The following is a 25,947-nucleotide window of genomic DNA, read 5'->3' as shown; positions in this document are numbered from 1 at the left end:
ACCGATTATGAAAAGCTCCTTTTTGATAAAGGAATTATTTTTTAACGGTGTCTTTCTTCAAATTCTCAATCGTTTTTTTGTGATGATGTTGGACATGATAAATGGTAAAATACATCATTTCACGAAGTGTCAGTTTGCCCAATAATGGATGTGGTAAAAGCAAGGTATCTAATTGTTCTTCTGAAAAGTCATTAATTTGAGTACTCAATGTAAAAACAACTTTCTTCAATGATTTTAGAAGTTCCGATTTCTGATTTAAAAGGACTTTTTTAGGTAAAAAATTGCTAGGTGCTTTTCCTCCTTCTTCTAATTTGATGTGGTATTTATCCACAATTTCGTTGTATGAATACCCTTCTCGGTTTGATTTTCCAATAACCATTTTGAGAAGTAGGTTTGGTAATAAAAAGGCTTTCGTAATTGGCTTTATAGAAATTAAAATGTGTTCTGTTTGTTGTCCTGCTGTCCATTTTTCGAAAACTGATTGTTCAAACTCTTCATCATTTAAAGAATTGATATAATCAATAAAAGAATAATGATGCTGACAAATTTGGTCTATTAGTTCTTCTTTGTTCATAAATTGGGTAAGATTATTTTTTTTGATATGTTTTACTTTTATAAATCTGACTTCTAACTTTGTCTATGCCACAACAATAATATTTTCTTCTTTAATAATAGGCAAATGTTGTATTCTCAAAAATAATTGTCCTGTCAAAATTACGTCTTTTGTATAATAAACAGCAATTCTATTCAAATCATTTTCCTTGTAATAAACTGACTTGTATTGATAATGGAAAGTTAATATTTATTCAATTTTATTCAGAAAATCAACCAAACTCAAACCCAAAGCATACGCTAAATTTACAGGAACAGCATTTCCTATTTGTTTATATTGTTGTCCTTTTGCCCCTTGAAATTGCCAATCGTCTGGAAATGTTTGTATTCTTGCACTTTCTCTGACTGTCAAAGGTCTAATTTCAATTACAGTACTGGACATGTGTTAATTTAGGTTGTATTTTGAGTTTTAGATTTTTGCACTAATTGGGTTATTATTTTTAATATTTTGTCTATAGAAGTAGCATAAAATACTACTTTTCCATATCCGATTCTAAAAACAGACTCGTAAAAGGATTCATTGTCTTTTTTTACTCTTTGTTTTGTTTTTACTCCTTCTAAGATACAGAGTAAAAAAGATGCAATTACTAATGCCATTAGAACACGAATTTTTCTTGGGTTTACCATTCCTAACTCCTCTAAATGAAATCCATTTGTTTTCAAATGTCTAAATAAACACTCTATTTTCCATCTGAGATAATAGATAGCACTAATTTTCTCCTTTGTTAAACGATATTTGTTGGTTAATAAAATGACAAACTTTTCACTTTCTTTTGCTGCTTGAGCATTATAAGAAATCACTATTTTTAGTTTTTTTGCAAAGTCAGTTTCAAATTCTTGGCTTACTAGTTTGCCTGATTTAGCTTTTTTAAGTAAGCTGTGGTATTTTTTAACTTCTAATTGATAATCTCCCTTACAAAGACGAATAATGTAAGTATATCCTTGTTCTTCTAAATACCTAAACCAAACTCTACCTTTATACTCTCTATCAGCTAAAATTGTAAATCTTTTTAAAAAAGGATATAACAATAAAGCCGATGCTAATAAACTTTTACGATGAGCAACAGTAGAACTACCTTTTCGTTCTAAATTGATCCAAAAAATAGGAATAGCCATTTTTCTATAAATAACACTTAAGACCAAAACATGATAGGTATATTCCCCTAATTGCCAAACACTACCATCCATAGCTAGATAGAAAATTTCTTTTTTTATGTCTTTTCTATTCAAAAAAGAGCCTATACTAAAAACTAGAATCAGCTTCCATAGTGTTTTTTGAACATAGACATCCAAAAAATAACGAGTAAGCCGTTTATAATGAGAATCAATTTGAACAGTAGGAGAATTTAAAAAAATACCTACTTGATTTTTTAATTTGTTTAGATTAACAGTTTCTTTTATCAGAATACAGCTAATAAGCAACAAAGTAGCGTGAACATAATGGATAGGAATATCTGAAAATTCCTTTGTATATTTGTTCAGCAGGACGGAATAGAGTTTTTTGGTTTTCACACTTCTAAATTAACTCTTTCTGTCCTTTTTTTGTCAAAAATTTAACTCATGTCCAGTACTATAAATTTCAATAGGATGACATCTTTCAGTTTGTTTCATAGCAGGCGCACAAACAATCGTTAATGAGGGTGTTTTCATTGAAAGTCTTCTTGCTAATCCAGTTTTTCCACCTTCTAAAAAATAACTACCAGCCATATATTCTCTTTGAAGCTCATCAGATAAATCTCTCCAATATCCACCTTCTGGCACTTGTTCCATTATTTCTTTTTTTCTCTTTGGATATTCCACGCCTTGGTCTTTTGGAACATCTGTATCAAATAATTCTCCTTTTTTAAAGGCATCTGAAACAGTTAATACTCTATGATATTTTTCAGGAAATTCAAATTTTGAAATATGTTCTGCTAAATCATTTCTTACTCCAACAAGTATTAAACGCTCTCTTTTTTGAGGAACTTTATAATACATGGCTTTCAAAACTCTAGGTTCAATCAATGTATAACCAATATCTTTAATTGCTTGTTTGATTACCTCTAATGTATTTCCTTTATCGTGATTTAATAAACCTTTTACATTTTCCCCAACAAAAATTTTGGGCTTAACTTCAGTAATACATCTAGCAAAATCAAAAAATAAAGTTCCTCTAGTATCTTCGAAGCCTAATTTTTTACCTGCACTTGAAAATGCTTGACAAGGAAAACCACCAGTTACAATATCTACTTTATTTTTATATTCTAAAAAATCTATATTTTGAATATTATCTTCCAAAACATTCCATTTTGGGCGATTAAATCGTAAGGTATTACAAGCGTTTTTTTCAACTTCATTGAGTAAAACATGTTCAATTCCAGCTTTTTCCATTCCTAAAGCCATTCCTCCAGCTCCTGCAAACAATTCTATTGAAGTATATTTCCTTTTGGGTTTTGTTTGAATAAATTCATTCCATTTAGAATCAAAAACTTCATTTGCAATATCAAACTTTAATAAACTTTCTTTACTATACTTTTTTGTACCATTCAATTCTACTGGTATAAGCTTTCCGTTTTTTGCCCAAGTATTCAGACGATGTAACGGAACATCTAAAAGGTTACTAACCTCATATTCATTTATTAAATCCATAGTTTATAATCACTAAATCCATTATCTTTTTCAAATGTAGTTTAATCACAAAGGTACAACATTCATTTATTTTCTCTGAACTCTTAAAAAATCTTCTAACTTTATTCCACAACAATAATATTTTCTTCTTTTATAATAGGCAAATTTTGCATTCTCAAAAATAATTGTCCTGTCAAGATTACGTCTTTTGTACAATAAACAGCAATTCTATTCAAATCATTTTCTTTGTAATAAACACCATTTACTTCACTTCCATCAATATCATCCTTACTGGTTGCTAGTCCAAAAACGGCAGCCAAAAGAGAAAGAGACGTGAAATTTTTGTAATCGCCAAACTTCCACATGTGCATGGTATCAATATGATTTATTTCCCACGGTTTTTTGCCCGAAATATCCAATGGATATGGAATATCAAGCCCATTAATAAGCATTCGACGGCAGAGATACGGAAAGTCAAATTCTTTTCCATTATGTGCCACAAACTGCAAATTCTTTCCAAACTTTTCTACTACGTTTATAAAATCCTCCAAAAGTTCTTTTTCATTATTAGAAGCTAGAGATTTTACTCTAAAAACTTGCTCTTCTTGTCCTTTTTCATTCTTTTGAGCTACAAAAAAACCAATTCCAATTACTACAATTTTTCCAAATTCGGCATAAATTCCTGCTTTTTCTTCGAAGGCTTCTTTTGCTGTTTCATCTGGAGAAATTCGTGCAGCTTTTTTCTCCCAAAGGGATTTTAAATTTTCTGGTAACTCTTCGAAAGTAGCGTGAGAAGCAACCGTTTCTATATCAATGACCATTAGATTGGATAAATTAGTTGTTTTGTTCATAGTTTTGGAAGTGGGAATTTAAAATTTGCTTACTTTTTGGAATGAGAAATAATATATCATAGTTAAAGAGATTTAACACAATTCTTTTTCTATTTTTTATTTCTAACTTGATTTTTCTTAAATTTAGCTTTTAATTTTTGAAAAAAAAATACGTAAATCTCATTTTGAATACAATCATAGAAAATATACTTCAAGTCAAAATAATAAATAAATCATTAAATCCTTTACCCTTTTATCAAACAGAAGGTAGTGCAGGAATGGATTTGTACGCAAACATAGAAACTCCTATTGAATTAGATTCTTTAGAAAGACAACTTATTCCAACAGGAATTTTTATAGAATTACCTTTGGGATTTGAAGCCCAAATTCGTCCTCGTAGTGGATTAGCTTTTAAGCATGGCATTTCGATTGTCAATTCCCCTGGTACTATTGATGCTGATTATAGAGGAGAAATAAAGGTTTTGTTAGTTAATCTATCTAAAGATAAATTTGTTATTCAAAGTGGAGAAAGAATTGCTCAAATGGTCGTGGCAAAACACGAACGTGTAAACTGGCAAGAAGTACAAAACATAGAAGAACTTTCTCAAACCGAACGAGGAAGTGGTGGATATGGAAGCACAGGAAAACAGTAATCAGTTACCAGTTAATTTCAAAATACATATAATTAAGGACGATATATTTCGTATTCTCTTTTATTCTCCGTGATTCAAAATGTATTCTCTGTGTTCTCTGTGAACTCTGTGTAAAAAAAAATGTAAACAACATAAACATAAAAATATAGTGAAAATTATTATTCCAATGGCAGGACGTGGTTCTCGCCTTCGCCCTCATACGCTTACTGTTCCCAAACCTTTAGTTCCTGTTGTAGGAAAACCAATCGTTGAGCGTTTGGTAGAAGATTTGGCTCGCAGTTCAAAAGAAAAAATTGAAGAAATTGCTTTTATTATTGGAGATTTTGGTCAAGAAGCCGAAAAAGAACTTCTGAAAGTAGCAGAAAATGCAGGTTCAAAAGGAAAAATTTATCATCAAGACAAACCTCTCGGAACAGCACACGCCATTATGTGTGCAAAAGAATCCTTAGAGGGAAATGTGATTGTCGCCTTTGCTGATACGCTTTTTAAAGCTGATTTTTCTATCAATACAGAAAATGATGGTGTTATTTGGGTGCAAAAAGTAGCTGACCCATCGGCTTATGGTGTCGTTCAATTAGATGAGAATGATGTTATCAATAATTTTGTTGAGAAACCAAAAGAATTTGTATCTGATTTGGCAATTATTGGTATTTATTATTTTAGAGATGGCGAATATTTGCGTTCAGAATTGCAGTATGTCATCGATAATGAAATTAAAGACAAAGGCGAATATCAACTTACGACAGCATTGGAAAATATGCGTCAGAAAGGAACAAAATTCCGTACAGGACAAGTAGAAGAATGGTTAGATTGTGGAAATAAAGATGCTGTAGTTTTTACGAATCAGCGTTATTTAGAATATTTGACAGACCGAAAAACAGAAACTTTAGTTTCTCCGAGTGCAAAGATTGAAAACTCTGTTATTATTGAGCCTGTATTTTTGGCAGAAGGTGTGCATTTGAAAAATAGTGTTGTTGGTCCTCATGTTTCTATTGGAAAAAATACACATATTCATAATAGCAGAGTGCAAAATTCTGTTATTCAATCAGATACACTTGTCGAAAATGCACTTTTAGAAAAAACCATGTTGGGTAATTTCGTAAAATACAATGGAAAAACTGAAAATGTGAGTTTGGGAGATTATTCAGAAGTCACAAAATAATGAATTCTGTTTCAACCTTGCTTTTACTTAAAGTAAATTAAAATTATTGTTTGTGGCATAGTTTCGCTTATATAAATCGTATAAGAAACTATGCCCTTTCTATTTTTATGAAAAAATTGCTACTATTTTTGTACATTGATACATGCATTCAAATTTGTAAGGCTATTAAAGTCTTATAAGATTGAAATAAAAATACTAAACAGAATTAAAAAAATTATGAAAAATGAAATACTATTTATAAAATCTTCTTCTATCAAAAGGATTGTTATGTTACTCTTCTTTTGTGTTTTGGTAAGCTGTTTTTCGGATGCACATGCACAACGCAAAAATAAAAAAGATAGAAAGAAAAATAAAAAAGAACAAGCAGATATTATTCAAAAAGAGCCGGTTGATGGGCAGGTCAATAATAATTTATTAGCCGAACAAGCTTTTTTTGAGGGAATGAAAGAATTTATTAAAGAAGAATACAAAAGAGCTATTCCATATTTTGAAGAATCTTTAAAACATGACCCAAACAATCCAACAGCTTATTATCAGATTTCTCTCTCTTATTATAGACTGAATAACTTGCAAGATGCCTTGATGTATGCTATGGAAGCCGAAAAAATGGAAGATAAAAACTTTTATTTTTTATCACACCTTGCTACTGTTCAGTTGGATATGCGAATGCTTGATGCAGCTGAAAAAACATACAAACAAATTCTTTTAAAAATAGGAGGAGACGAAATTACATATCTCAATTTGGCTGCCCTTTATATTGAAATGAATGACTATAAAAAAGCAATTCAGACGTATGATAGAATGGAAAAAGAATTAGGACTGAATCAAAATGTTATTCGTCAGAAACAAATTTTGTATCTGCAAATGCAAGACATAGAATCGGCACTCAATGAAGGTGAAAAATTAATACTAGAATTTCCTAATGTCATTGATTTTCAACTCGCACAAATAGAATTATTATTAAATCAAAAACGATATTCTGATGCTGAGCTTCTTTTAGAAGATATTACAAAAGAACAAGATGAGTTTCCTGCAGAAGTATATCTTATGCTTGCTCAAATCTATCACAGCAAAGACCAACCAGAAAACGAAGTACAAAGCCTCAAAAAAGCATTTCAATCAACAGAAATTTCTTTAGATTCAAAGCTCAATTTATTGATGGGATTATACCAAAATGCAAATCCAAGTACAGAAAAAGGAAAAAAAACGATTGAAATGAGTATTCAACTAGCTCAAATGCTCACAGAAATTCATTCTCAAAACCCATCTTCTTTTGGTGTTTTGGGAGATTTTTTATTAAAACAAAAAAAATACACAGAAGCATTCAAAGCCTACACAAATGCACTCAAAATAGATCCTAATAATTACTCACTTTGGGAACGTACTACTCAACTTGCTTTAGAATCTCAAAATTATGATTATGCTATCTCTACAAGTGAAAATGCTTTAGAATACTTCCCAAATCAACCTAATTTGTGGTTTCTCAATGGAGTTGCTTATATGTCTAGCACCAAAAATGAACAAGCTATTGCTTCTTTGGAGCAAGGAAAACGAATGGTTTTTAATAATCCTGAATTAGCCAGTCAGTTCGAATCACAATTAGCAGACGTTTATTACAAAAATGAAAACTATCAAAAAGCTGATGCAGCCTACGAAAAAGCATTACAACAAAATCCTAACAATGTACATGCACTAAATAATTATGCTTATTATTTGTCTTTGAGAAAAGAGAAGTTAGAACGTGCAGCCGAATTAGGCGAAAGACTCGTAAAACTTTATCCCAACAATCCTACTTATTTGGATACGTATGGTTGGGTTTTGTATGTCAAAAAAGAATATAAAGAAGCCGAAAAATATTTATCTTTAGCAGCTCAAACAACTAAGAGTTCGACCATTATTGATCATTATGGCGATGTACTTTTGAAGTTAGGTAAAAAGCAAGAAGCTATTTTAGAATGGAAGAAAGCATTTGCATTAGATTCTACGAATCAAAAACTCAAACAGAAAATTGAAGAATATGAAACAACTGAAAAGTAAGAGAGTATATATTCAGAAATTCAAAATTAATCTAGTATCTAAAAAATTATGAAAGCAACTTATTACCTTACTTTTTTAGCTGCTAATGCACTCATTGCAATTGGTTTGGGATATTTATTTTTCAAACCTCCAAATGATTATTGGCAAGGGCTTTTACTGGCTGGAGCTTTTAATGCTTTTCTTTGTTGGAAAACATATCATCAAATGAAGGATACGCAAGAAAATGATAAATAATACAGAAAAAAGTGGTTACTAAAGACTTACAGTCATAGATTTATCGAAATTTCTTGCTATTTCCAATTATTTATAGAGTAGTTTATTGAGAGTTACATCTTTTTTCGTATTTTTGAAATGAGAGATTTTATTCTATTCTTTGAGTTTTTTAAGTTACATTGTTTTATTTATTGTTTTTTAAAGGGCAATATTTCCCTAATTCCCATGACAAGTCAAGAAAAAAAGGCATACATCTTACTCAAATGCGTGATTTTTCACTATCACGGACTTGACGAAGATGAAAAGAAAATTTTGAAGGAAACAGCAGATGCTCTAGATGCTCATCAAGAGTTAGCATGGGCTAATGAGTTTATTGGTGAGGATTATTACAATGCCTTTGAGCGTGCTAGGGATGTTTTGCAGCCTACAATGTTAGAATTAGAAAAACCAAAACGATTAGAATATCTCTCAAAAGTTTGGAATGCAAACATGACCAAAGGATATATCTCCGAAATGGAAGCCATGGCAATGATAAAACTAGCCAAAGATTGGGATATCGAATCTGAACTTATAGAATCTATTAAAAAGTAAGAATTTAGAAGTCAGAAATAAGAAGTAAATACAAATATCTCTGAATTCATGCTTTATTTTTTTGCCTTTACTTCTAACTTCATACCTCTGACTTTTAACTTTATTTACTCTCTTGAAGGAAATTGAGCCTTTTTCAATAAATCACCTACTTCTGATAAAACAGTCAGCCTTCCTCCATACGTTTCTTCCAAAAGAGCTGTTGTAAGTGTAGTTTTTGTTTCTCCACTTGCTACTAATCGCATATTCAAAAGAACTACCCAATCAAAATATTCGGCTGCTGATTGCAAATCGTGATGTACAACAATAACCGTTTTTCCTGCTTCTCTCATTTCTCTCAAAAGTGTAATAATGGCTGATTCTGTCGCTGCATCTACTCCCACAAAAGGCTCATCCATCAAATACAAATCGGCTTCTTGTGCCAAAGCTCTTGCCAAAAAAACACGCTGCTGCTGTCCTCCAGAAAGTTGTGAAATCTGACGAGAAGCAAAAGCACTCATTCCGACCTGCTCCAAAGATTGTAAAGCAATTTCTTTATCTTTTTTGGAAGGACGACGCATCAAACCCATTTTTCCATATCTTCCCATCAAAACAACTTCAAAAACAGAAATCGGAAAATCCCAGTCGACGGATTCTCTTTGAGGAACATAACTTATTTTATCTCTTACCTCTTCTAAATTTTTGTCCATGAGTTTTACATACCCACTACTCAACGGTAAAAGTCCCATAACAGCTTTTATAAGCGTTGATTTTCCTGCACCATTCGGACCAATTATTCCTACTAAAGAACCTTTCGGAATCGATAAATCAATATCCCAAAGTACAGGTTTGCGCTCATAACTAACGGTAAGGTCGTGTATTTCTAAAACTGGATTTTCTACTTGTGTTATCAATTTTTATAGTGATTAGTGATTAATTGTTAAGTTTCATAAGTTTGATTATATTTTTGTTTCAAACTGTTGTGGTATTTGCTTCAAAATGGTTGGTTCTGTTTCAAACCATTTGTAAATTGCTTGTATCGGTATTTTTACATTTAATTCTTTTTTTAGCGACCTATGTCTTCTCCATTTTGGTTTCCTTTGCAGGCGAAACCGAAAAAGAAAACCAAAATGGAGTTTTATAAACTATACATAACCTTATGAAACTTTACATATATGGATGTTGTGCAGCACGAGTATCTTTGTATTTCTGCCAATCGAAAGTTTTCAAAAAATAAGCTGCTGCTTTTGCACCACGAACAAAAAGGTCTAATTTATCATCATCAGAAAGTGTAAAATCTATCCAGTTATGATTTCCGATGTCTATCCAAGTAATAAGCTGACGATAATCTCGGTTTCTTAAGATAAAATTATAATCGGCAATTTGTCGCATTGATTCTACAATAGCTCTTGTAAAAATAAATGGATTTGTAATGTCATTTGGACGATTTCGCTCTGTTCCTAGTTTTACTCCAAAGGAAGGAAGACGTGGTATGTGAAGTTTATGAAAAACATCAGCAGGAAAATTTGAAATAATCCCACCATCAACAAAGAAAACTTCTTTTGGAATATCTCCTCTATATCCTACTGTATTTTTCCAATTCTCGTGTGCTTTTTTTCCCCTAGGAATATCTGTTACCTTGAAAGGTGTAAAAAAGAACGGAATTGACATAGAAGCACGTACAAAATTAGTCGGATTTATCAAATGACTATTCTTCCAATACAATGAACGCATAGCAGGAAAAATAACTTTTGATTCGGTCGTAATATCAGTAGCTACAATAGAAATTGTTGCTTTTAGCCCTTCAATGGTATGATTTACACCTTGTCTGATACGTAATGATTTGGGTAAATCTTTAACGGCTTTTTCTAAATGTTTTGATGTATAAACTCCTTCTTTTCCTAGAGCTTCTGTAAACCAATAATAAAAATGTGTTCCTGGATTTAATCCCCAATCTTCCCATAACTTACTGAATGCTTTTACACCTCTCCATATTAGCTTGCTCCAATGAATTTCGCCTTCATTTTCACTAATTGCAATGGCAAATTCTCGTGCATTTTCATCACCATCAATAAAATCTATAAAATTTTTGTTGGCAATAAGTTCTATCATTTTATCGGTTTTGAGTTTGGTTCGGTCGCCAAGAGAAGCCATATAAATTGTGTTTATTGCTCCTACGGAAGTGCCTGCATAACCCAAAAAACGAATTCCCATTTGTTCCAAAACGTGTACATAACCAATTAAGGCAATTCCCAAAACACCACCACCTTCTTGCACCAAATCAACATATTGATGTCCTTCATCATCCAAAACATCAGAAAAAATTTTGCGATGTACTTTCTGTTTTTTGAGTTGTTTGATGAGATTGGTTATAATATCGTGTTGGGTAAAATCTTCAGGAATCATTTTTTTTAAGGAATACACAAAATAGCCTCTCAAAAAAATAAGTTGCTATTCTAATTTTTGAAAATTAAAAAAGGATTCTAAAAGTACAAATAAAATTTGATTTTGTTTAGTTAAGCTAACTAGAAGCTATTTGAGCTGATACAAAACTTAAAAACTCTAAAACCTTATCTTTTTTTTATGTAAATTGGTTCAATGAAACATCCTTTTTTTAAAATCATTATTTTTTAACCTAATCCAAAATTATTTATGTATCACAAATCAATTATTCTAAGTTTTTTACTTTTCTTTATTTCCTCTACATTCATGACAGCATTTTCTCAAACCAATAATAAGGGACAACGAGTAGCCGTTTTTAAAAATGGAACTGGCTTTTTCTTTAATCCAATGACTTTAAAAGCCGAAAAAGAGGGAGAACAAAAAGGAAAGTTTATCATCAAATCTTTGCCACAAGCACTTTTTGGAACATTTTGGTTTTATACCAACGGAAAACCCATCAGCAGCCTAAAAAGCTATGAAAGTGAAGAAGAAACAGACTCTAAAAAAGCAACAAATCTACTTGAAATGCTTTATGCAAATAAAGGAAAAAATGTAGAAATTACTTTAAAATATGGAACAGAAAATAGTACTGAAATTGTAGGTATTATTCAAGACGTAAATTTACAAAGTGGAATGATTTTTTTGGAAACAACAAAACCCAAAGTTGGTTTTATGTCTGTTTTGATGAATGAAATAAAATCAATTTCTTTTCCCAAAAAGCCAAATACAGACTATTCACCTCTTTTGAAACAGCGAATTATCGAAGTAGAAATTGATAAATCAACAGCACAAGAAAATGTAGAAATGGCTTATTTGCAACGTGGAATTGGTTGGTTGCCATCTTATTTAGTCCATTTGAAAGATGATAAAAAAGCGCAAATTGTGCTGCGTGCTGAACTGGTAAACGACGCTGAAGATATTAAAGATGCTACACTTAGTTTAGTAGTTGGAGTTCCAAATTTTAAGTATGATAGGCTGGTTTCTCCTTTTGTATCTAGTCAGAGTTTAGAATCGTTTTTGAACCAACTTAATGGGTCGGATAATTCACAATATGGAGGAAGACAGCGAATGTTGATGTCGAATATGATAACGACACAAAGTACAGGGAGTTATGAGTCAATGGACATGGATTTAGCAGGAGGTGGAGGAAATACAGACGAAGTAGAAACTCAATCTCAAGAAGATTTATTTTTTTATACTAGAAAAGGGGTTTCGCTTCCAAAAGGTGGACGAGCTTTGTATTCACTTTTTAATGAAGAAGTTGATTATAAGCATATTTATGAAGTAGAATTAGCTCAAAACAATGGTTATAATGTAGTCTATAAAAAAGACAGCGAACAAAAAAACGATGTTTATCATTCTTTAGAACTCAAAAACACAACAGATTTTCCTTGGACAACAGGAACGGCAATGGTTACACAACCTAGAAAAACAAAAGATGGAACGGTAAATACGACTAATGACCCACAAGTTTTGAGTCAAGATATGATAAAATATACAGCCAAAACTTCAAAAACAATGCTTCGTTTGACAGTTGCGCCAGATATTATGGTAAAAGACAACGAACAAGAAACTGAAAGAGAAACCAATATCAAACAGAAAAAAATTGTTTATGATTTGGTTACAGCAACAGCTACTATTGAAGTGAAAAATTATAAGAATAAGGAAATAAATCTGAAAGTAAGTCGTACTATTACTGGCGAAATGCTCAAAACAGATTCAGAATGGGAAACCAAAAAACGTCCCAATTATTACGCTATCAATCCTGTAAATGATGTTACTTGGGAATTGAAACTTGGTAAAGGAGAATCAAAAACAATTACGTATTCGTATCAGTTTTATGTAAGGAAGTAAGTTAAAAAAATTGTAGGGGCGATGCATGCATCGTCCTAATACAAATGTATCACATTTCTCCTTCCTTCAAATAACGTACTTTCTCTTTTTTGAATTTTGGACAGTTTACAGTATCTCCAAAAGGAGTAAACGTAATTGCTATAAATCCTAAAACACCTCTATTTTTGAAAACATTATTATTATTAAAATACTTTTTTGGGGTTAGGTATTCTGTAAGAAGATACTGCATACCTAAGCGCAATCGCCAACGAGGATTAAATTTATAACCTACAAAAAGTTCATTATTTAAAGTTCCTCGGATTTTGTAAGCACTAACAAGCGAACGAACCTCTGCTTCCACAGAAAGCGTATCTCTAGTCAAGGAATTAATTAAAAAAGCATTTTTATTGCCTCCAAAACCAAAACCTACCAAATCGGTACTTGCTCCAATTTCCCACCTATCATTAATATCATAACTTATATAAAAACCTAAATTAGCACTTCCCAAAAAAGGTTTTTCTACCAATAAAGAATCTCTATACGAGTTATCTAAAGTATCTCTATACGACCTAGAAAGATAAGGAACACTATCAGTAACTCCCAATGCTAGATTTAGACGGATTCCTCCACCAATACGCAAACGCTGCGAATCTCCAAATCCGTACATAGCAGCATAACCCAAAGAACCAGCACCTAGCTCATTACCCACACCTAAAGCAAGTGTAAACCGATGCTGCCAATGAGAAATAGTTTTGTGTTTTTTTACTTTTATCATTTGCCCAAATGATAAGTTTGTACAGATAAAAAACATCAAAAAGCTACCAAGAAGAGAAAATACTAATTTTGAAGGTAATTTTTGCATAAGCATAAAATGTGTAACAGACTTCCTAGCCTGTTCGAAAAAATCAAATTATATCAATAGATTAGAAGCCTGTTATACCTTATTTTATTATTTTAAAAAGCAAGAATATTAGCAATCTGTAAATCTATCAAATCATTATACTTTGCATATTCATTGTCATTGATGATTTCTCCATTTTTAAAGTGTTTGTCAATAAATGGCATTCTGGCACGCAAAGCCAAAACAGTTGCTCCCAAATAACCAAAAATATCAGACAGATGACTGGTTGCCAAAACAGCTCCCTGCGAACCCGAAGAAAGTCCTACCAAAGCGACCATTTTATCTTTTACTCCGTTTGGAAATTCTAATCCATCCAAAAATGATTTGATAACCCCCGGAAACGAGCCATTGTATTCTGGAGTAACAACGATTAATTTGGTAGAATCTTTTAGAGGCGAAATAAGTCTATTAAAGCCTTCACTTTTTCCTATATTTTCGTAAAGAGCCGAAAATACAAAATCATGAGGAAGTTCTTTGAGGTCAATTATAGCAGCATGAACTCCTTTTTCTTTGAGTTTTCTTTGGTATAAAAGAGCCATTTGATAAGTTACAGAGTCTTTTCTATTTGTTCCAGAGATGATAGTTATCATTTACTTTTAATTAATGATGTGATTTTTAATTGTATTTAATTCATTGTTTTACTGAACAACTAATGTATTATGCAAACGTACATAACCAGTTTGATTGTCTATTGTTACCTTATACCAAGAATCTTTTTTATCCAAAATTTGATAACGATTTCCTTTCTTGACCACCTTCAAAACAGGAGAAGCAGCCGATGGAGTTTCTACAAAAGTAGTATAATCATTCTGAATAATCCCTAAAGTACGCTGTGTAGCAAAATTATGAAGTAAAAGCAGTACAACAACAACAGAAAAACCAATAACTAATGGAGGTACAATAGGTCTTTCTTGTCGCACTCTACTAATCAACCAAATAGCCATCAGAAGAATAATAATTCCAAAAAATGAAATAATATACCAACGATACGAATCATACAACGACAAAAAATAGGTTTTGTCTGTATATTGATAGCCTTCTAATTGATGTGTTTGAGCAAGCTCTTCCAATTTGTGAAGAACTTGTTTGTCAGGACTAACTCTGTAATGAAGATTGAGATAATAAAGAGCTTGAGGATAATTATTTTTACTTTCTTCTACAAAAGCCATTCTCAAAAGCATTTGAGGACTAAACTCTTTTCGTTTATTTAAGAGATGTTCGTAGATAGAAAGAGCCTCTACATAACGCCCAGAACTAAACAAAGAGTCACCCTGTTTGAGTAAATTTTCATTTTGAGCTTGACTTCTAAAAGAAATACCAATAAATCCTACTAAAAGACAAAAAACAAAAATGCCTTTATAGAAAAATCGAATACTTTTACTTTTTTTTGTAATATTGTTTTGCATCATAAAATTATTGTATTACCTTTGCAACGCATTTGAGGGAAACGCCCCTCATTTTTTATTGAATTTTGAGTAGTTTTTTAAATGATTTGGAATGATTTAGGAACAAATATAAGTTGAAATAAATCAGTTTAAAAATAGTTTGAAGATATTTTGAACTATTTATAATTTCAAGCTGTTGTTTCTCAAATGACAGATTAAAAATAAAGATTTTCTAAAATTTGTATCAAAATTTATCAAAACTTGATTCCGTAGCTCAGCTGGTAGAGCACAACACTTTTAATGTTGGGGTCCTGGGTTCGAACCCCAGCGGGATCACTTATACTTGTAAAACATAATTTTATTCAAAAATAGAATTACGTTTTGCTCACGTGGTGGAATTGGTAGACACGCCATCTTGAGGGGGTGGTGCACTATGTGTGTGAGCGTTCGAATCGCTCCGTGAGCACGCTAAAAATATAGTAATTAAGTTAATATTTGTTTTGATTCCGTAGCTCAGCTGGTAGAGCACAACACTTTTAATGTTGGGGTCCTGGGTTCGAACCCCAGCGGGATCACATTTGATTTTAAAACCATACAATTTTTATTGTATGGTTTTTTTGTGTCTAAATTTTATTATTCTACATATAAAATAGCTTCGGATATTTCATAATAAAAAATTCTATACTCATTTTGACAGCATCTCCAAGCGTAAAGGTCTCTTTATCAAAACTAACAACTAATTTTTCATTCGGAATGCTGCTATGTTTGCTTCGGTCTATCATTTTCTCACCAAAAGGGGCATAATTTATTTTTTCAGTATCAAATAAAAATAGTACTTGCATAAAATCGTGTTCATAAGGCTTCCAAACATAACCTTGTTTTTCTGCATAACGAATACGAACACGAGCATTTTTATTATTTGTATTACTCAAATCATCTTCAATCATAATATGAGTAGAATAAACTTCCATCATTTTGGCTTCACCTTCTAAAAGGGTATTTTTTCGCCAAATCACTAAACTATACCAATCATCTCCTTTTTCAGAAACAGAATATTTATAATTAGAACCTTGATATTCAAACTGCGCTTCAAAATTATAAGGGTCTATGGTTGATAATAGTGTGTCTAAAACACTATCTTGTTTAGCTTCTTGAGCAAAAAGCAATGAACTAGACAGAATAAAAACAAAACACAAAGACAAAAAAAACTGGGGAATTTTCATAGAATTAAAATGGTTGATTAATTAAAATACAAAAATGAATATAATTTTCACTACATTCTGCTTTCAAAAAAAGAATAAAAATAATAGAGAAAATAATATGCCTTGATGGTACAAATTTAATCAAAAAGAGTATTTATTCGTTATTTCAAGTCTTTTTGTTGGGATTAGAAAAATAGAATGCTTTGGTTAGATAATAAAAATCTGTATTCTCAAACTCTTCTTTATATTTGTGCTTATATTTGCAATTATTCTATTTTTTATTGAATTTTTTGATAGCTTTTGCGTTATTATATCTGCAAACTAAAGACACAAAATTTTCTCTTTTATTTTTTGGCTTTCTAAACAAACGACCTCTTTAAAACTATGATACAGGAAAAATTATATGAATTAAGAAATTCCTTTTTGCTTTATATTGAAGATAGAGGATTAATGATTTTGATGCGTCCATTTACTACAATTTTTCAGATTGCCTTCTCTATGTGGACATTCTTCAATTTCTTTTGGATTATGGTTGTTTGTGCGCCTTTTATCATACTTCCTATTCTTATCAACGAAAAAAGAGGTGGAACTTTTGCCTTCAAGATTATGAAATTTTGGGGTTTTAGTTTTAGCCTTTTGAGTGGAATTATTTATAAAATCAAGAACAAAAAACTACTTCAGAAAGACCAGCCTTATATTTTTGTAGCTAATCACAATTCTTTTTTGGATTCTCCTGCCATTACACTTGCTATTCCCAATCAGTTTAGAGCTTTAGGTAAGATTGAAATCTTGAAAATGCCAGTCTTTGGTTTAATATTCAAATATATTGGTGTTATCGTTGATAGAAGTAGTATGGAAAGTAAAAGGCGAAGTCTAAGACAAGTAAAAGAAAAACTAAGAAAGCAAATACATGTAATGATTTTTCCAGAAGGAACAATGAATAATTCAGGACACGATATGTTGCGTTTTCACGAAGGAGCTTTTTTAGTAGCTATCGAAACGCAAACTCCGATTGCACCACTTGTCATCAAAAATACACGGAAAATGCTTCCTAAGAATAGTTGGAGAGTAAAAGCAGGTTTTGTAGAAGTAGAATTTTTAGAACCTATTTCTACTGAAGGAATGACTATTCAAGACCTTCAAAAGCTCAAATTAAAAACCTTTGAAATGATGAAAAATGCGTATTTGGAAAATTAATAAATTAACTACTTTATGAAAATCTATCTTACCCCTGGTCCTTCCGAAAATTATTTTGTAGTTGAAGAAGCCATAAAAGAAGCCTTACAAAAAAAAATAACTGCAATTTCGCATCGTAGCAAAGAGTTTAAAGCTATTTTTGAGCATACCGTTACGCAGCTTAGAGAACTTTTAGAAATTCCTGCTGATTTTTCTATTGCTTTTACGGGTTCTGCCAATGAAATTTGGGAACGAATTCTTCAAAATTGTGTAGAAAAAGAGAGTTTTCACTTAGTAAATGGTTCTTTTTCAAAGAAATTCTATCAATTTGCAGAGCAATTAAACCTTAGTCCGTCTAAATATGAAGTTGATTTTGCAAAAGGTTTTTTAGTAGAAAATATTAATGTTCCTAATTCTGCTGAACTTATTGCAGTTATTCAAAACGAAACAAGTAGTGGCGTTCAGTTTCCTATTGAAAATATTACTTCACTAAAAGAAAAAAATCCAGACAAACTCATTGTTGTTGATGCTGTTTCTTCCTTGCCTTATGCTAATATTGATTTTTTGGTAATTGATTCGGTTTATTTTTCTGTACAAAAAGGTTTTGGTGTTCCTGCTGGTTTGGGAGTTTGGGTTTATAATCAAAAAATGATTGATAAAGCTAAAACTTTGAAAGCAAAAGGAAAAAGTATTGGTACATATCATTCTCTTTTAGAACTTGATAAATATGCTCAAGACAACCAAACACCTGAAACGCCTAATGTTTTAGCAATTTTTGTTTTAGGGAAAGTAATTGAAGCAATGAACAAAAAAGGCATTGCCATGATTCGAAGAGAAACTGATTATAAAGCTGAATTATTATATCATACGTTAGAACAATCTGAATTTTTATCTCCTTTAATTCAAGAAAAATCAGAGCGTTCGAAAACGGTTATTGTAGCAAATGTAGAAAAGGGAACTTCTTCTGATGTAGTTTCTTTTTTAGAAAAGAAAGGAGTAATTATAGGAAAAGGTTATGGAAGTTTTAAAGACTCTCAAATCAGAATTGCTAATTTTCCGACGCACTCAAAAGAACTTATCGAACAAGTAGCTGATTTTTTGATGGAATATGGGAAGTAAGGAGTTAGGAATTAGATATTGAGAAATAGGAACTAAGAAATAAAGAAGGATTGAAGTTGGCAACTGAAATGAGGTAAATTAAAATTATTTTCATAATCTCTTGAATTAAAGCCCTTTTAATTCTTGTAATTTGAGATAAAATGCTTAATTTTGCAGTTCGTTTTTTAGATATTTGTATTTTTACAAATGCTATTAGGACTTTAAATTAAATTTATAGGGTAAGTGGCGCAATCCTCTTACATTAAACTGTTTATACAATGAAAAAAGAAATTCACCCAGATTATCGTGAAGTAGTATTTTTAGATACTTCAAGTGATTATAAATTCTTAACTCGCTCTACTATCTTAACAAAAGATACTATTACTTGGGAAGACGGAAAAGAATATCCATTAGTAAAAGTAGAGGTTAGTTCTGCATCTCACCCATTCTATACAGGTGGAAAAGGAAACTTTGGACGTACTACTGGACGTGTTGAGCGTTTCAATCGTCGTTATAAGCGTGCTGATAAAAATGCAGAAGCACAAGCCGAAACAACAGAAGAAACTACTGAAAAGTAATCTCTTTGTTTTAAAATATCAAAAAATCCTTCAAAACTCTAAGATTTTGAAGGATTTTTTTGTTTTGATAAATTTGAAATTGAAGCTGTTTTAATTTGACTTAGGAATTGAAATTAAATAACATACTCATTTAAAAATAACAAATTATTGATATTCAATGTATTCCATTCGTAATTTGTAATTGTTCCTTAGTATAAACTCTGTAGTATAAACTCTGTTTTATTTTTCCCTTGGCTGATTACACAGAAATAGTCTTCTATATCCAAACCTTGTAAAAGATGAGCTGATGAAGAATGAAAGGATCAGATATTTATGCCCTAACACGAGGGTCAAGTAGCGCATACAATAAATCTACAACAAGTGTAATAACTACAAAAATTACTGCCACCACAAGTGTCGCCCCCATTACAACAGGAAGGTCAAGTTTTTGGACAGCATCAATGGTAAGCCAACCCAACCCTTTCCAACTAAAAACATATTCTACAAAAAAAGCACCCGCAATAAGTGTAGCCAACCAGTTTGAAATAGCCGTTACGACAGGATTAATGGCATTTTTGAGCGTGTGTTTGAAAATAACGATATACTGAGGAAGTCCTTTTGCTCTTGCTGTTCGGACATAATCTTTTGAGAGTTCTTCTATCATCGAAGAGCGTGTCAGTTGTGTAATAATTGCCAAAGGACGCAAACCCAGTGTAAGAGCAGGTAAAAGTATATTTTTGAGAGCCAACTGTTTTCCATCAAAAACACTCATTACCCAAAGCGAACCTGTCATATCAAGTCCCGTATATTCACTTAGATAATATCCAAAAATGAGAGCTATAAAAATAGCAGCAACAAAAGAAGGTGTAGAAATACCCAAAACTGAAATAGAAACTAAGGCATGGTCTAAAAAAGAGTTTTGTTTGAGCGCACAAATAATTCCGAAAATTACTCCAAAAAAAGTAGCAAAAATCATGGCAGCTACCGACAAAACAAGAGTTGCGCCCACTCTATCAAAGAGCATATCATCTACTCGGTGGTTGGTATAATATGATTTTCTTAAATACGGCTTTTTGACTACAAAAGCATTATCTGAAATGCTGAAAAGTTTGAAATAATCGTATTTCAATTCATTCTTTTTAGTATCTTCATGTACAGACAGAAAAGACAAATCATTTACATAGTAAGCAAATTGAGTGGGTAGAGATTTGTCTAATCCTAAGTCAGTTTTGATACTAGCAATCGTCTCAGGAGTCGAACGAGGACCTGCAATCATTTTTGTAGGATCACCTGGTAATGCATGAAATATAAAAAACACCACCACCGTCACTCCAAAAATGACTAGAAAACCATATCCCAATTTTTTTAAAAAATATGCAATCATTTGAAAGTTATCTAATTTTACTTGGAAAAGGCTTGCCTATTTCCTACTCTGATTCATTTAATTCTGACTTTACTTTATGGTATTTGTTTTTAAAACGAGCAAAGGAACTTCTGTATGAAAACTTATTTCTTTTGCCTGACTTCTATGCCACAAACTCTCAAAGAAATTACGATGATGAGTAAGCATAACCAAAATACTTGTTTCATAATTATCTAAATAATCATCTATTCCTTCATCCAAGTCTTCATTTTCTTTGAATCTAAAATCCAACATCGAAACAGGAATATCTTTGAATGCATTTTTTAATTGATAAAGTCTATCAATATCTTCAACATATTCTTTTTCATTGCTGACATGCAAATAATCTACTTTTGCACTCGGAAAATAACTCGCAAGTTCTAAAAGAATATCAATTACTTTTTTGTCTTTTTCTGAAAAATCAGCAGCATAAACGATTCGTTCCCAAGCCGAAAATTTTGCATTACTAGGAATTGCTAATACAGCAGGAGTATCTTGAGAAGCAATAATATCAGCCGTTACACTTCCTAATAAAATCTCTTCGGCTCGTGTCATTCCATGAGTTCCCATAACAACCAAAAAAGTATCATATTCTTTCGACACTTTTTCAATAGAGGGAATAATTCCATTTTCACTTTCCAAAACAGGCGTGATTTTGAGTTTCCCACTTCCATCAACATAATTCAAATCTGAAAACTGATGTATATACTCTCCTAGTTTTGCTTTTCCTTTTTCTATCTCTTCCTTCAAAAAACCTATATGAAGATGATAATTTGTAGCAGAAGGCAAAGGAGCAGCAGCCACATGAAGCAAAATAATTTCAGCTCCAATTACTTGAGCAAAATGTAAAGCATAGTTTAAAGCAGCCTCTGAAGGCTTAGAAAAATCAACAGGAACTAGAATTTTTTGCATAAAAAAACTATCAAAATGAAAAAATGGATTAGAAATCAAAAACTTGACATTGTTTTATAAGGCAATATACTTTTTTTGTAGCAAAAAACTAAATTTAAAACTAAGTAGAAGTTTGACAACAAAAAAAATATTCATTTTAGCACTCCTTTTTTTGTTAATTTTAGTTAGAATAGCTTGTTCGCTCCTAAAATACTTTTTTTATGAGTGTTTTTTGTGTAAAATTTGAACTACTAAATAAATCAGGACATTATATTTCTAGCTTATTTTATTACCTAAAAAAATAGATTTTTATTTCTATACTTCCTTCGATGAAAAAAAATATTCTCCCTTTTGTTACTCTTATTTTATCTAGTGGTTTGCTGCTTTTTTCTTGTACAACTGCCGAAGCTCCACCAAATTATACTCAAAATTTAGATATAGATAAAACTGAAATTCCTGCACCTGAAGTTGTTTTGCGTTCTATTCATGATGATGCTCTAGTAGGTTCGCCTGCTTACGCTCAACTTCGTTATCTCTGTAAAGATATTGGCGCACGTCTTAGTGGTTCAGAAAATGCTCAAAAAGCTGTCGAATATATGCAGCGAGTTTTGGATTCTATGAATTTGGATAGCGTTTATTTGCAGCCTGTTATGGTGCCTCATTGGGAACGTGGCGAAAAAGAATTTTGTCAGATTGTAGGCAATGATAAGAATGAAATTAATCAAAAAGTGCTAGATATTACTGCACTAGGTGGTTCTGTCGGTACTGAAGGAAGGCTGAAAACAGAAATCATAGCTGTCAATTCTTTATCTGATTTAGAAAATTTATCTGAAAAAGAAGCCAAAAAATATGAAGGCAAAGTGATTTTTGTAACGCAACCCATGAATGCAAAATTTATTAATACAGGTTCAGCCTATGGAGGTTGTTCGTCTATTCGTGTGCGTGGTGCAAATTATGCTGCAAAAGTAGGAGCAAAAGCATTTTTATTGCGTTCGCTGACACTTGCAACTGATAATCATCCACATACAGGAGTTATGATTTATGAAGAAAATGGTAAGAAAATTCCTGCTGCTGCTCTTAGTACAAATTCGGCTAATTATTTAGAAAAAATTCTTACTAACGCCCAAAAAGAAAATAAATCAGTAGAAATAGAATTACAATTAAATTGCGAAACATTGCCTGATGTTCTTTCTTATAATGTGATTGGAGAACTACGAGGAAGAGAAAAACCAGAAGAAATAATTACTGTTGGTGGGCATTTGGATTCGTGGGATTTGGCAGAAGGAGCGCACGATGACGGAACAGGTTGTTTGCAATCAGTAGAGGTTTTGAGGTTAATTCAAAAAATTGAAACTAGACCAAAAAGAACAATTCGTTGTGTCTTGTTTATGAATGAAGAAAACGGAGCAAGAGGAGCAAAAGAATATGCACGAGTAGCAAAAGAAAAAAATGAAAATCATATTGCTGCCTTAGAATCTGACAGTGGTGGATTTACGCCACGAGGTTTTAGAGTTCAAGATTCTACTCGTTTAGCTAGTATTCAAAAATGGTTGCCTTTGTTTGAACCGTATAATTTACACAAAATAGAATATGGTTATGGAGGAACAGACATTCGTCCGTTAGGAAATTCTGGAACACTTTTAATCGGACTTGAACCCGATTCGCAGCGTTATTTTGACCATCATCATGCTGAAACTGATGTTTTCGAAAATGTACACGAAAGAGAGTTTTTATTGGGAGCTGCTGCAATGGCAAGTCTTACCTATATGATGGCTGAATATGGAGTAGAGTAGTAATTGCTAAAAAACCCTAAGGGTCTTCAAAGACCCTTAGGGTTTAAAATAAAAGTTTGTTTTTTAGAATAGAAAAAGTAATTTGTAATCATTTCTGCTTTATAACAACCAATCATAAAAAAAATCATGAAAACTACTTACGGATTACCTGCCAAGCGAGAAGAACTTATAGATGTGTTGAATACTGCCTTTGCAGAACAAAATTTGGATGATGAAGAATATGAAAACCGAGTAAAAGAAGCTCTAAATGCAAAATATATTGAAGAATTAGAAGTAATTATTTTTGACTTTCCTAAAGAAATAAAGAATAAACTGTTTCCCAACTCTAGTAAAAATGTTTCGCAACAAAAGTCAGATTTTCCTCCTGCTGCTTTTTCATCTTCTAGTCAGCGAACCAGTCATTCAAGTTCAGAGTCTTCTTCTAGCCAACGAAGTTCAAACTCTGAATTTTCGTCCTCTAGTAAAAGAGTTACTCACTCAAGCTCAGAGTTTTCATCTATGACTACTCATATAAGTTCAGAGTTTTCTAATATTTTTCCTGCAAGAAGCTCAAAAGCTATTTTTACAACATCTAGAGAATTAGTGCCTGCATTAACAGAAAAAACAGTCCATTTTCAAGCAGTTTTTGGAACACAAAAAATAGACTTTAGAAATTGTCAGTTTGAAGGAAAGCGTTTTAGAATAGATGTAGATAGTATTTTGAGTACGACTGTCTTAGATTTAAGAAACCAAGATTTGGCTGGAAAACACATTGATATTTTTATAAAAGGTGTACTCAATGAAATCAAAATTTATATTCCTCATGGTGGAACAGTTCAGAAAAACACAAACCTTATCATGGGAGAATATTCTATAAAAGATAAAAAAAATGGTTTTATGAGTCAAGTCAATAAGTTTTTAGGAAATGAGAAAGTAGAAAGTGAATCTATTAATTTTACGATTACTCTACACGGAAATTCATTTTTGGGAGCTGTAAAAGTAATTTATTGATTATTTTAATAAGCTAATAAAATAAGCAAAAAAATATGTATTTTAGCAAAAAAAAATAAATGTATCGTACCTTCTTAGGTGCGAAAATGTACCGAATGCTTTAGCTTTCGAATAAAAATAGTTTAAGATAATATGGAAAATGCTTTACTGTGGCTGATTTTGATAGGAATAGGAATTGTAATTTTTTTATTGATAAAATTAATTCAAACTCAAAATAATAATAAGGAAAATACAAACGGAAATAAACTCGTCGAAAATCTTCAATTCATAGAACGAGATTTACAAAAAATAGAACAACAGTTTATCTTTAATCGTCAAGAACTAGCTCAACAATCGAAAGAAAATCGCACAGAAAGTAACCAAACGTTTGAGCAGTTTAGAGAAACATTAGGACAAGTTTCTGAAAAAAATCAAGACCAATTAGAAAAAACGATTCGCCAAATAGCAGAGGCGTTTCGTCATTTCAAAACGCAATTAGACAGCAACAGACAAGAATCTCTACAAACAATATTGCAATTTGAAAGTAAAATCAATGAAACAACAACTTCAAACTTAGAAAATATTCGAAAAACATTGGAATTCAAAGTAAATGAATTACAAACGCAAAACACACAGAAATTAGATGAAATAAAAAATGTAGTTGATGAAAAACTACAATCGACTTTAGAAAAACGTTTGGGAGAATCTTTCAAAATTGTGAGCGAAAGGCTAGAACTTGTCCATAAAGGATTAGGCGAAATGCAACAATTAGCAAACGGAGTAGGCGATTTGAAAAAGATTTTGAATAACGTAAAAACAAGAGGTATTTTTGGAGAATTTCAGTTAGAAGCTATTTTAGAGCAAATTTTGAGTAATGAACAGTACGCCAAAAATGTAAAACCAAATCCGAATAGTAATGCCATTGTAGAATTTGTTTTGAAAATTCCACATGCAAAAGATAAAAGTCAGAATGTTCTGATTCCGATTGATGCAAAATTTCCAGTTGAAGATTATCATTCTTTGATGGATGCGTATGACCAAGCCGAACCAAAACTCATAGAAGAAAAAAGAAAACTGATGATAAATCGAATAAAATCATCTGCAAAAGACATTAGTCAGAAATATATTGTTCCACCTCACACTACCGATTTTGCGATTCTATTTTTGCCTTTTGAGAGTTTATATGCCGAAGTGATGCGCTGCGACGGACTTTTTGAGCAAGTTCAGCGAGATTATAAAGTTACCATTACCAGTCCGACGACGCTTTCGGCTATTCTGAATAGTTTGCAAATGGGATTCCGTACTTTAGCCATCGAACAGCGAAGTAGCGAAGTGTGGCAACTTTTGGGAAGTATAAAAAATGAATTTTCTAATTTTGGAACAGCTTTAGAAAAAATCCAGAAGAAATTAGGAGAAGCTAGTAATACCTTAGACCAAGCAAATGTTCGTTCTCGTGCTATCGAAAAGCAACTCCAAAAGGTGCAGGAAATTCGGGTGGAAGAGTAAAAAATAGTAAATAAATAATTCAATCAAACTGAAATTATCGTTTTTCTTAAAAAATTGGTAACTTGCCTTACTATAAAACCTATTTCTAATCTCAAGTCTATTTCATTGAAA

25 protein-coding genes and 3 tRNA genes are annotated in these 25,947 nt (G+C 31.7%); 15 read left to right on the top strand and 13 right to left on the bottom strand.

Going from position 1 to position 25,947, the window contains the following annotated elements; genetic code table 11:
* Positions 1–34 precede the first annotated feature (34 nt).
* The 5 genes from ACE193_RS11135 to ACE193_RS11115 form a co-directional block, all read right to left on the bottom strand.
* The gene (locus ACE193_RS11135) at positions 35–574 is read right to left on the bottom strand and encodes a DinB family protein (RefSeq protein ID WP_375563045.1); all 540 of its coding nucleotides are present in this window, start codon (positions 572–574) and stop codon (positions 35–37) included.
* Between the two features lie 228 nt (positions 575–802).
* A complete protein-coding gene (locus ACE193_RS11130) occupies positions 803–994 on the bottom strand; it encodes a DNA cytosine methyltransferase (protein WP_375563044.1) in 192 nt (63 codons plus the stop codon).
* 8 nt (positions 995–1,002) lie between these two features.
* Positions 1,003–2,124, bottom strand: coding sequence for a transposase (locus ACE193_RS11125; protein ID WP_375559008.1), 1,122 nt, complete (start codon positions 2,122–2,124; stop codon positions 1,003–1,005).
* A 33-nt stretch (positions 2,125–2,157) separates the two neighbouring features.
* Positions 2,158–3,240, bottom strand: a complete 1,083-nt coding sequence (locus ACE193_RS11120; protein WP_375563043.1) for a DNA cytosine methyltransferase — start codon at positions 3,238–3,240, stop codon at positions 2,158–2,160.
* A 101-nt stretch (positions 3,241–3,341) separates the two neighbouring features.
* Positions 3,342–4,070, bottom strand: coding sequence for a 3'-5' exonuclease (locus ACE193_RS11115; protein WP_375563042.1), 729 nt, complete (start codon positions 4,068–4,070; stop codon positions 3,342–3,344).
* 137 nt (positions 4,071–4,207) lie between these two features.
* On the opposite strand from ACE193_RS11115, the gene dut reads away from it, so the two are divergent.
* From dut to ACE193_RS11090, 5 genes are all read left to right on the top strand, one after another.
* Positions 4,208–4,702, top strand: a complete 495-nt coding sequence (gene dut, locus ACE193_RS11110; protein WP_375563041.1) for a dUTP diphosphatase — start codon at positions 4,208–4,210, stop codon at positions 4,700–4,702.
* A 148-nt stretch (positions 4,703–4,850) separates the two neighbouring features.
* Positions 4,851–5,864 (top strand): sugar phosphate nucleotidyltransferase, encoded by a 1,014-nt coding sequence (locus tag ACE193_RS11105; RefSeq protein ID WP_375563040.1) that lies wholly within the window; start codon positions 4,851–4,853, stop codon positions 5,862–5,864.
* A 216-nt stretch (positions 5,865–6,080) separates the two neighbouring features.
* Positions 6,081–7,901: a tetratricopeptide repeat protein gene (locus ACE193_RS11100; protein WP_375563039.1), complete on the top strand. Its 1,821-nt coding sequence runs from the start codon at positions 6,081–6,083 to the stop codon at positions 7,899–7,901.
* A 48-nt stretch (positions 7,902–7,949) separates the two neighbouring features.
* The gene (locus ACE193_RS11095; RefSeq protein ID WP_375563038.1) at positions 7,950–8,135 is read left to right on the top strand and encodes a hypothetical protein; all 186 of its coding nucleotides are present in this window, start codon (positions 7,950–7,952) and stop codon (positions 8,133–8,135) included.
* Positions 8,136–8,339: 204 nt separating this feature from the next.
* Positions 8,340–8,705, top strand: a complete 366-nt coding sequence (locus ACE193_RS11090; protein ID WP_375563037.1) for a hypothetical protein — start codon at positions 8,340–8,342, stop codon at positions 8,703–8,705.
* 104 nt (positions 8,706–8,809) lie between these two features.
* Here the strand turns inward: ACE193_RS11090 and ACE193_RS11085 are convergent, their stop codons facing one another.
* Together ACE193_RS11085 and ACE193_RS11080 are read right to left on the bottom strand one after the other, a co-directional pair.
* Positions 8,810–9,595 carry a metal ABC transporter ATP-binding protein gene (locus tag ACE193_RS11085; RefSeq protein WP_375563036.1) on the bottom strand — a complete coding sequence of 262 codons (786 nt, stop codon included), beginning with the start codon at positions 9,593–9,595 and terminating at the stop codon, positions 8,810–8,812.
* A gap of 253 nt (positions 9,596–9,848) precedes the next feature.
* Positions 9,849–11,087 carry a patatin-like phospholipase family protein gene (locus ACE193_RS11080; protein ID WP_375563035.1) on the bottom strand — a complete coding sequence of 413 codons (1,239 nt, stop codon included), beginning with the start codon at positions 11,085–11,087 and terminating at the stop codon, positions 9,849–9,851.
* A gap of 246 nt (positions 11,088–11,333) precedes the next feature.
* Between ACE193_RS11080 and ACE193_RS11075 the strand changes: the two genes are divergently transcribed.
* The gene (locus ACE193_RS11075; RefSeq protein WP_375563034.1) at positions 11,334–12,977 is read left to right on the top strand and encodes a hypothetical protein; all 1,644 of its coding nucleotides are present in this window, start codon (positions 11,334–11,336) and stop codon (positions 12,975–12,977) included.
* Positions 12,978–13,026: 49 nt separating this feature from the next.
* Here ACE193_RS11075 and ACE193_RS11070 read toward each other — a convergent pair whose 3' ends face one another.
* From ACE193_RS11070 to ACE193_RS11060, 3 genes are all read right to left on the bottom strand, one after another.
* Positions 13,027–13,818 carry a hypothetical protein gene (locus ACE193_RS11070; RefSeq protein ID WP_375563033.1) on the bottom strand — a complete coding sequence of 264 codons (792 nt, stop codon included), beginning with the start codon at positions 13,816–13,818 and terminating at the stop codon, positions 13,027–13,029.
* Positions 13,819–13,910: 92 nt separating this feature from the next.
* Positions 13,911–14,447, bottom strand: a complete 537-nt coding sequence (locus ACE193_RS11065; protein WP_375563032.1) for an NADPH-dependent FMN reductase — start codon at positions 14,445–14,447, stop codon at positions 13,911–13,913.
* Between the two features lie 48 nt (positions 14,448–14,495).
* Positions 14,496–15,266, bottom strand: a complete 771-nt coding sequence (locus ACE193_RS11060) for an SH3 domain-containing protein (protein ID WP_375563031.1) — start codon at positions 15,264–15,266, stop codon at positions 14,496–14,498.
* A 239-nt stretch (positions 15,267–15,505) separates the two neighbouring features.
* Between ACE193_RS11060 and ACE193_RS11055 the strand changes: the two genes are divergently transcribed.
* From ACE193_RS11055 to ACE193_RS11045, 3 genes are all read left to right on the top strand, one after another.
* Positions 15,506–15,578, top strand: a tRNA-Lys gene (locus tag ACE193_RS11055).
* 47 nt (positions 15,579–15,625) lie between these two features.
* Positions 15,626–15,708 (top strand) — tRNA-Leu (locus tag ACE193_RS11050).
* Between the two features lie 36 nt (positions 15,709–15,744).
* Positions 15,745–15,817: transfer RNA gene (locus ACE193_RS11045), tRNA-Lys, on the top strand.
* 63 nt (positions 15,818–15,880) lie between these two features.
* On the opposite strand, the gene ACE193_RS11040 is transcribed toward ACE193_RS11045, so the two are convergent.
* Positions 15,881–16,465: a hypothetical protein gene (locus ACE193_RS11040; protein ID WP_375563030.1), complete on the bottom strand. Its 585-nt coding sequence runs from the start codon at positions 16,463–16,465 to the stop codon at positions 15,881–15,883.
* Positions 16,466–16,828: 363 nt separating this feature from the next.
* Here ACE193_RS11040 and ACE193_RS11035 point away from each other — a divergent pair, with 363 nt between their 5' ends.
* From ACE193_RS11035 to ACE193_RS11025, 3 genes are all read left to right on the top strand, one after another.
* Entirely contained in the window at positions 16,829–17,641 is an 813-nt protein-coding gene (locus ACE193_RS11035) for a lysophospholipid acyltransferase family protein (protein WP_375563029.1), read from the top strand.
* 15 nt (positions 17,642–17,656) lie between these two features.
* Positions 17,657–18,739 (top strand): aminotransferase class V-fold PLP-dependent enzyme, encoded by a 1,083-nt coding sequence (locus tag ACE193_RS11030; RefSeq protein WP_375563028.1) that lies wholly within the window; start codon positions 17,657–17,659, stop codon positions 18,737–18,739.
* 257 nt (positions 18,740–18,996) lie between these two features.
* A complete protein-coding gene (locus ACE193_RS11025) occupies positions 18,997–19,296 on the top strand; it encodes a type B 50S ribosomal protein L31 (protein WP_375563027.1) in 300 nt (99 codons plus the stop codon).
* A 310-nt stretch (positions 19,297–19,606) separates the two neighbouring features.
* On the opposite strand, the gene ACE193_RS11020 is transcribed toward ACE193_RS11025, so the two are convergent.
* Both ACE193_RS11020 and ACE193_RS11015 read right to left on the bottom strand, forming a co-directional pair.
* Entirely contained in the window at positions 19,607–20,659 is a 1,053-nt protein-coding gene (locus ACE193_RS11020; RefSeq protein WP_375563026.1) for an ABC transporter permease, read from the bottom strand.
* Positions 20,660–20,728: 69 nt separating this feature from the next.
* Complete coding sequence (locus ACE193_RS11015; protein WP_375563025.1) at positions 20,729–21,589, bottom strand: universal stress protein; 861 nt, start codon at positions 21,587–21,589, stop codon at positions 20,729–20,731.
* A 308-nt stretch (positions 21,590–21,897) separates the two neighbouring features.
* On the opposite strand from ACE193_RS11015, the gene ACE193_RS11010 reads away from it, so the two are divergent.
* From ACE193_RS11010 to ACE193_RS11000, 3 genes are all read left to right on the top strand, one after another.
* Positions 21,898–23,361, top strand: a complete 1,464-nt coding sequence (locus tag ACE193_RS11010; RefSeq protein ID WP_375563024.1) for a M28 family peptidase — start codon at positions 21,898–21,900, stop codon at positions 23,359–23,361.
* Positions 23,362–23,487: 126 nt separating this feature from the next.
* Entirely contained in the window at positions 23,488–24,351 is an 864-nt protein-coding gene (locus ACE193_RS11005; protein ID WP_375563023.1) for a LiaF domain-containing protein, read from the top strand.
* A gap of 132 nt (positions 24,352–24,483) precedes the next feature.
* Entirely contained in the window at positions 24,484–25,836 is a 1,353-nt protein-coding gene (locus tag ACE193_RS11000; RefSeq protein ID WP_375563022.1) for a DNA recombination protein RmuC, read from the top strand.
* Positions 25,837–25,947 lie beyond the last annotated feature (111 nt).

This window comes from Bernardetia aquimarina (assembly GCF_042180575.1).
GTDB lineage: Bacteria > Bacteroidota > Bacteroidia > Cytophagales > Bernardetiaceae > Bernardetia.
The sequence above is the reverse complement of the archived record's forward strand: the minus strand, read 5'-3'. Positions and strand labels throughout refer to the sequence as shown.

Excerpts from the sequence above, each read along its gene's own strand:
- ACE193_RS11120 (WP_375563043.1), bottom strand. The coding sequence starts at position 3,240 with ATGGATTTAATAAATGAATATGAGGTTAGTAACCTTTTAGATGTTCCG.
- ACE193_RS11095 (WP_375563038.1), top strand. The coding sequence starts at position 7,950 with ATGAAAGCAACTTATTACCTTACTTTTTTAGCTGCTAATGCACTCATT.
- ACE193_RS11040 (WP_375563030.1), bottom strand. The coding sequence starts at position 16,465 with ATGAAAATTCCCCAGTTTTTTTTGTCTTTGTGTTTTGTTTTTATTCTG.
- ACE193_RS11000 (WP_375563022.1), top strand. The coding sequence starts at position 24,484 with ATGGAAAATGCTTTACTGTGGCTGATTTTGATAGGAATAGGAATTGTA.
- ACE193_RS11035 (WP_375563029.1), top strand. The coding sequence starts at position 16,829 with ATGATACAGGAAAAATTATATGAATTAAGAAATTCCTTTTTGCTTTAT.
- ACE193_RS11080 (WP_375563035.1), bottom strand. The coding sequence starts at position 11,087 with ATGATTCCTGAAGATTTTACCCAACACGATATTATAACCAATCTCATC.
- ACE193_RS11030 (WP_375563028.1), top strand. The coding sequence starts at position 17,657 with ATGAAAATCTATCTTACCCCTGGTCCTTCCGAAAATTATTTTGTAGTT.
- ACE193_RS11015 (WP_375563025.1), bottom strand. The coding sequence starts at position 21,589 with ATGCAAAAAATTCTAGTTCCTGTTGATTTTTCTAAGCCTTCAGAGGCT.
- ACE193_RS11025 (WP_375563027.1), top strand. The coding sequence starts at position 18,997 with ATGAAAAAAGAAATTCACCCAGATTATCGTGAAGTAGTATTTTTAGAT.
- ACE193_RS11135 (WP_375563045.1), bottom strand. The coding sequence starts at position 574 with ATGAACAAAGAAGAACTAATAGACCAAATTTGTCAGCATCATTATTCT.
- ACE193_RS11090 (WP_375563037.1), top strand. The coding sequence starts at position 8,340 with ATGACAAGTCAAGAAAAAAAGGCATACATCTTACTCAAATGCGTGATT.
- ACE193_RS11005 (WP_375563023.1), top strand. The coding sequence starts at position 23,488 with ATGAAAACTACTTACGGATTACCTGCCAAGCGAGAAGAACTTATAGAT.
- ACE193_RS11100 (WP_375563039.1), top strand. The coding sequence starts at position 6,081 with ATGAAAAATGAAATACTATTTATAAAATCTTCTTCTATCAAAAGGATT.
- ACE193_RS11130 (WP_375563044.1), bottom strand. The coding sequence starts at position 994 with ATGTCCAGTACTGTAATTGAAATTAGACCTTTGACAGTCAGAGAAAGT.
- ACE193_RS11115 (WP_375563042.1), bottom strand. The coding sequence starts at position 4,070 with ATGAACAAAACAACTAATTTATCCAATCTAATGGTCATTGATATAGAA.
- ACE193_RS11020 (WP_375563026.1), bottom strand. The coding sequence starts at position 20,659 with ATGATTGCATATTTTTTAAAAAAATTGGGATATGGTTTTCTAGTCATT.
- ACE193_RS11075 (WP_375563034.1), top strand. The coding sequence starts at position 11,334 with ATGTATCACAAATCAATTATTCTAAGTTTTTTACTTTTCTTTATTTCC.
- ACE193_RS11010 (WP_375563024.1), top strand. The coding sequence starts at position 21,898 with ATGAAAAAAAATATTCTCCCTTTTGTTACTCTTATTTTATCTAGTGGT.
- ACE193_RS11065 (WP_375563032.1), bottom strand. The coding sequence starts at position 14,447 with ATGATAACTATCATCTCTGGAACAAATAGAAAAGACTCTGTAACTTAT.
- ACE193_RS11060 (WP_375563031.1), bottom strand. The coding sequence starts at position 15,266 with ATGATGCAAAACAATATTACAAAAAAAAGTAAAAGTATTCGATTTTTC.
- ACE193_RS11070 (WP_375563033.1), bottom strand. The coding sequence starts at position 13,818 with ATGCAAAAATTACCTTCAAAATTAGTATTTTCTCTTCTTGGTAGCTTT.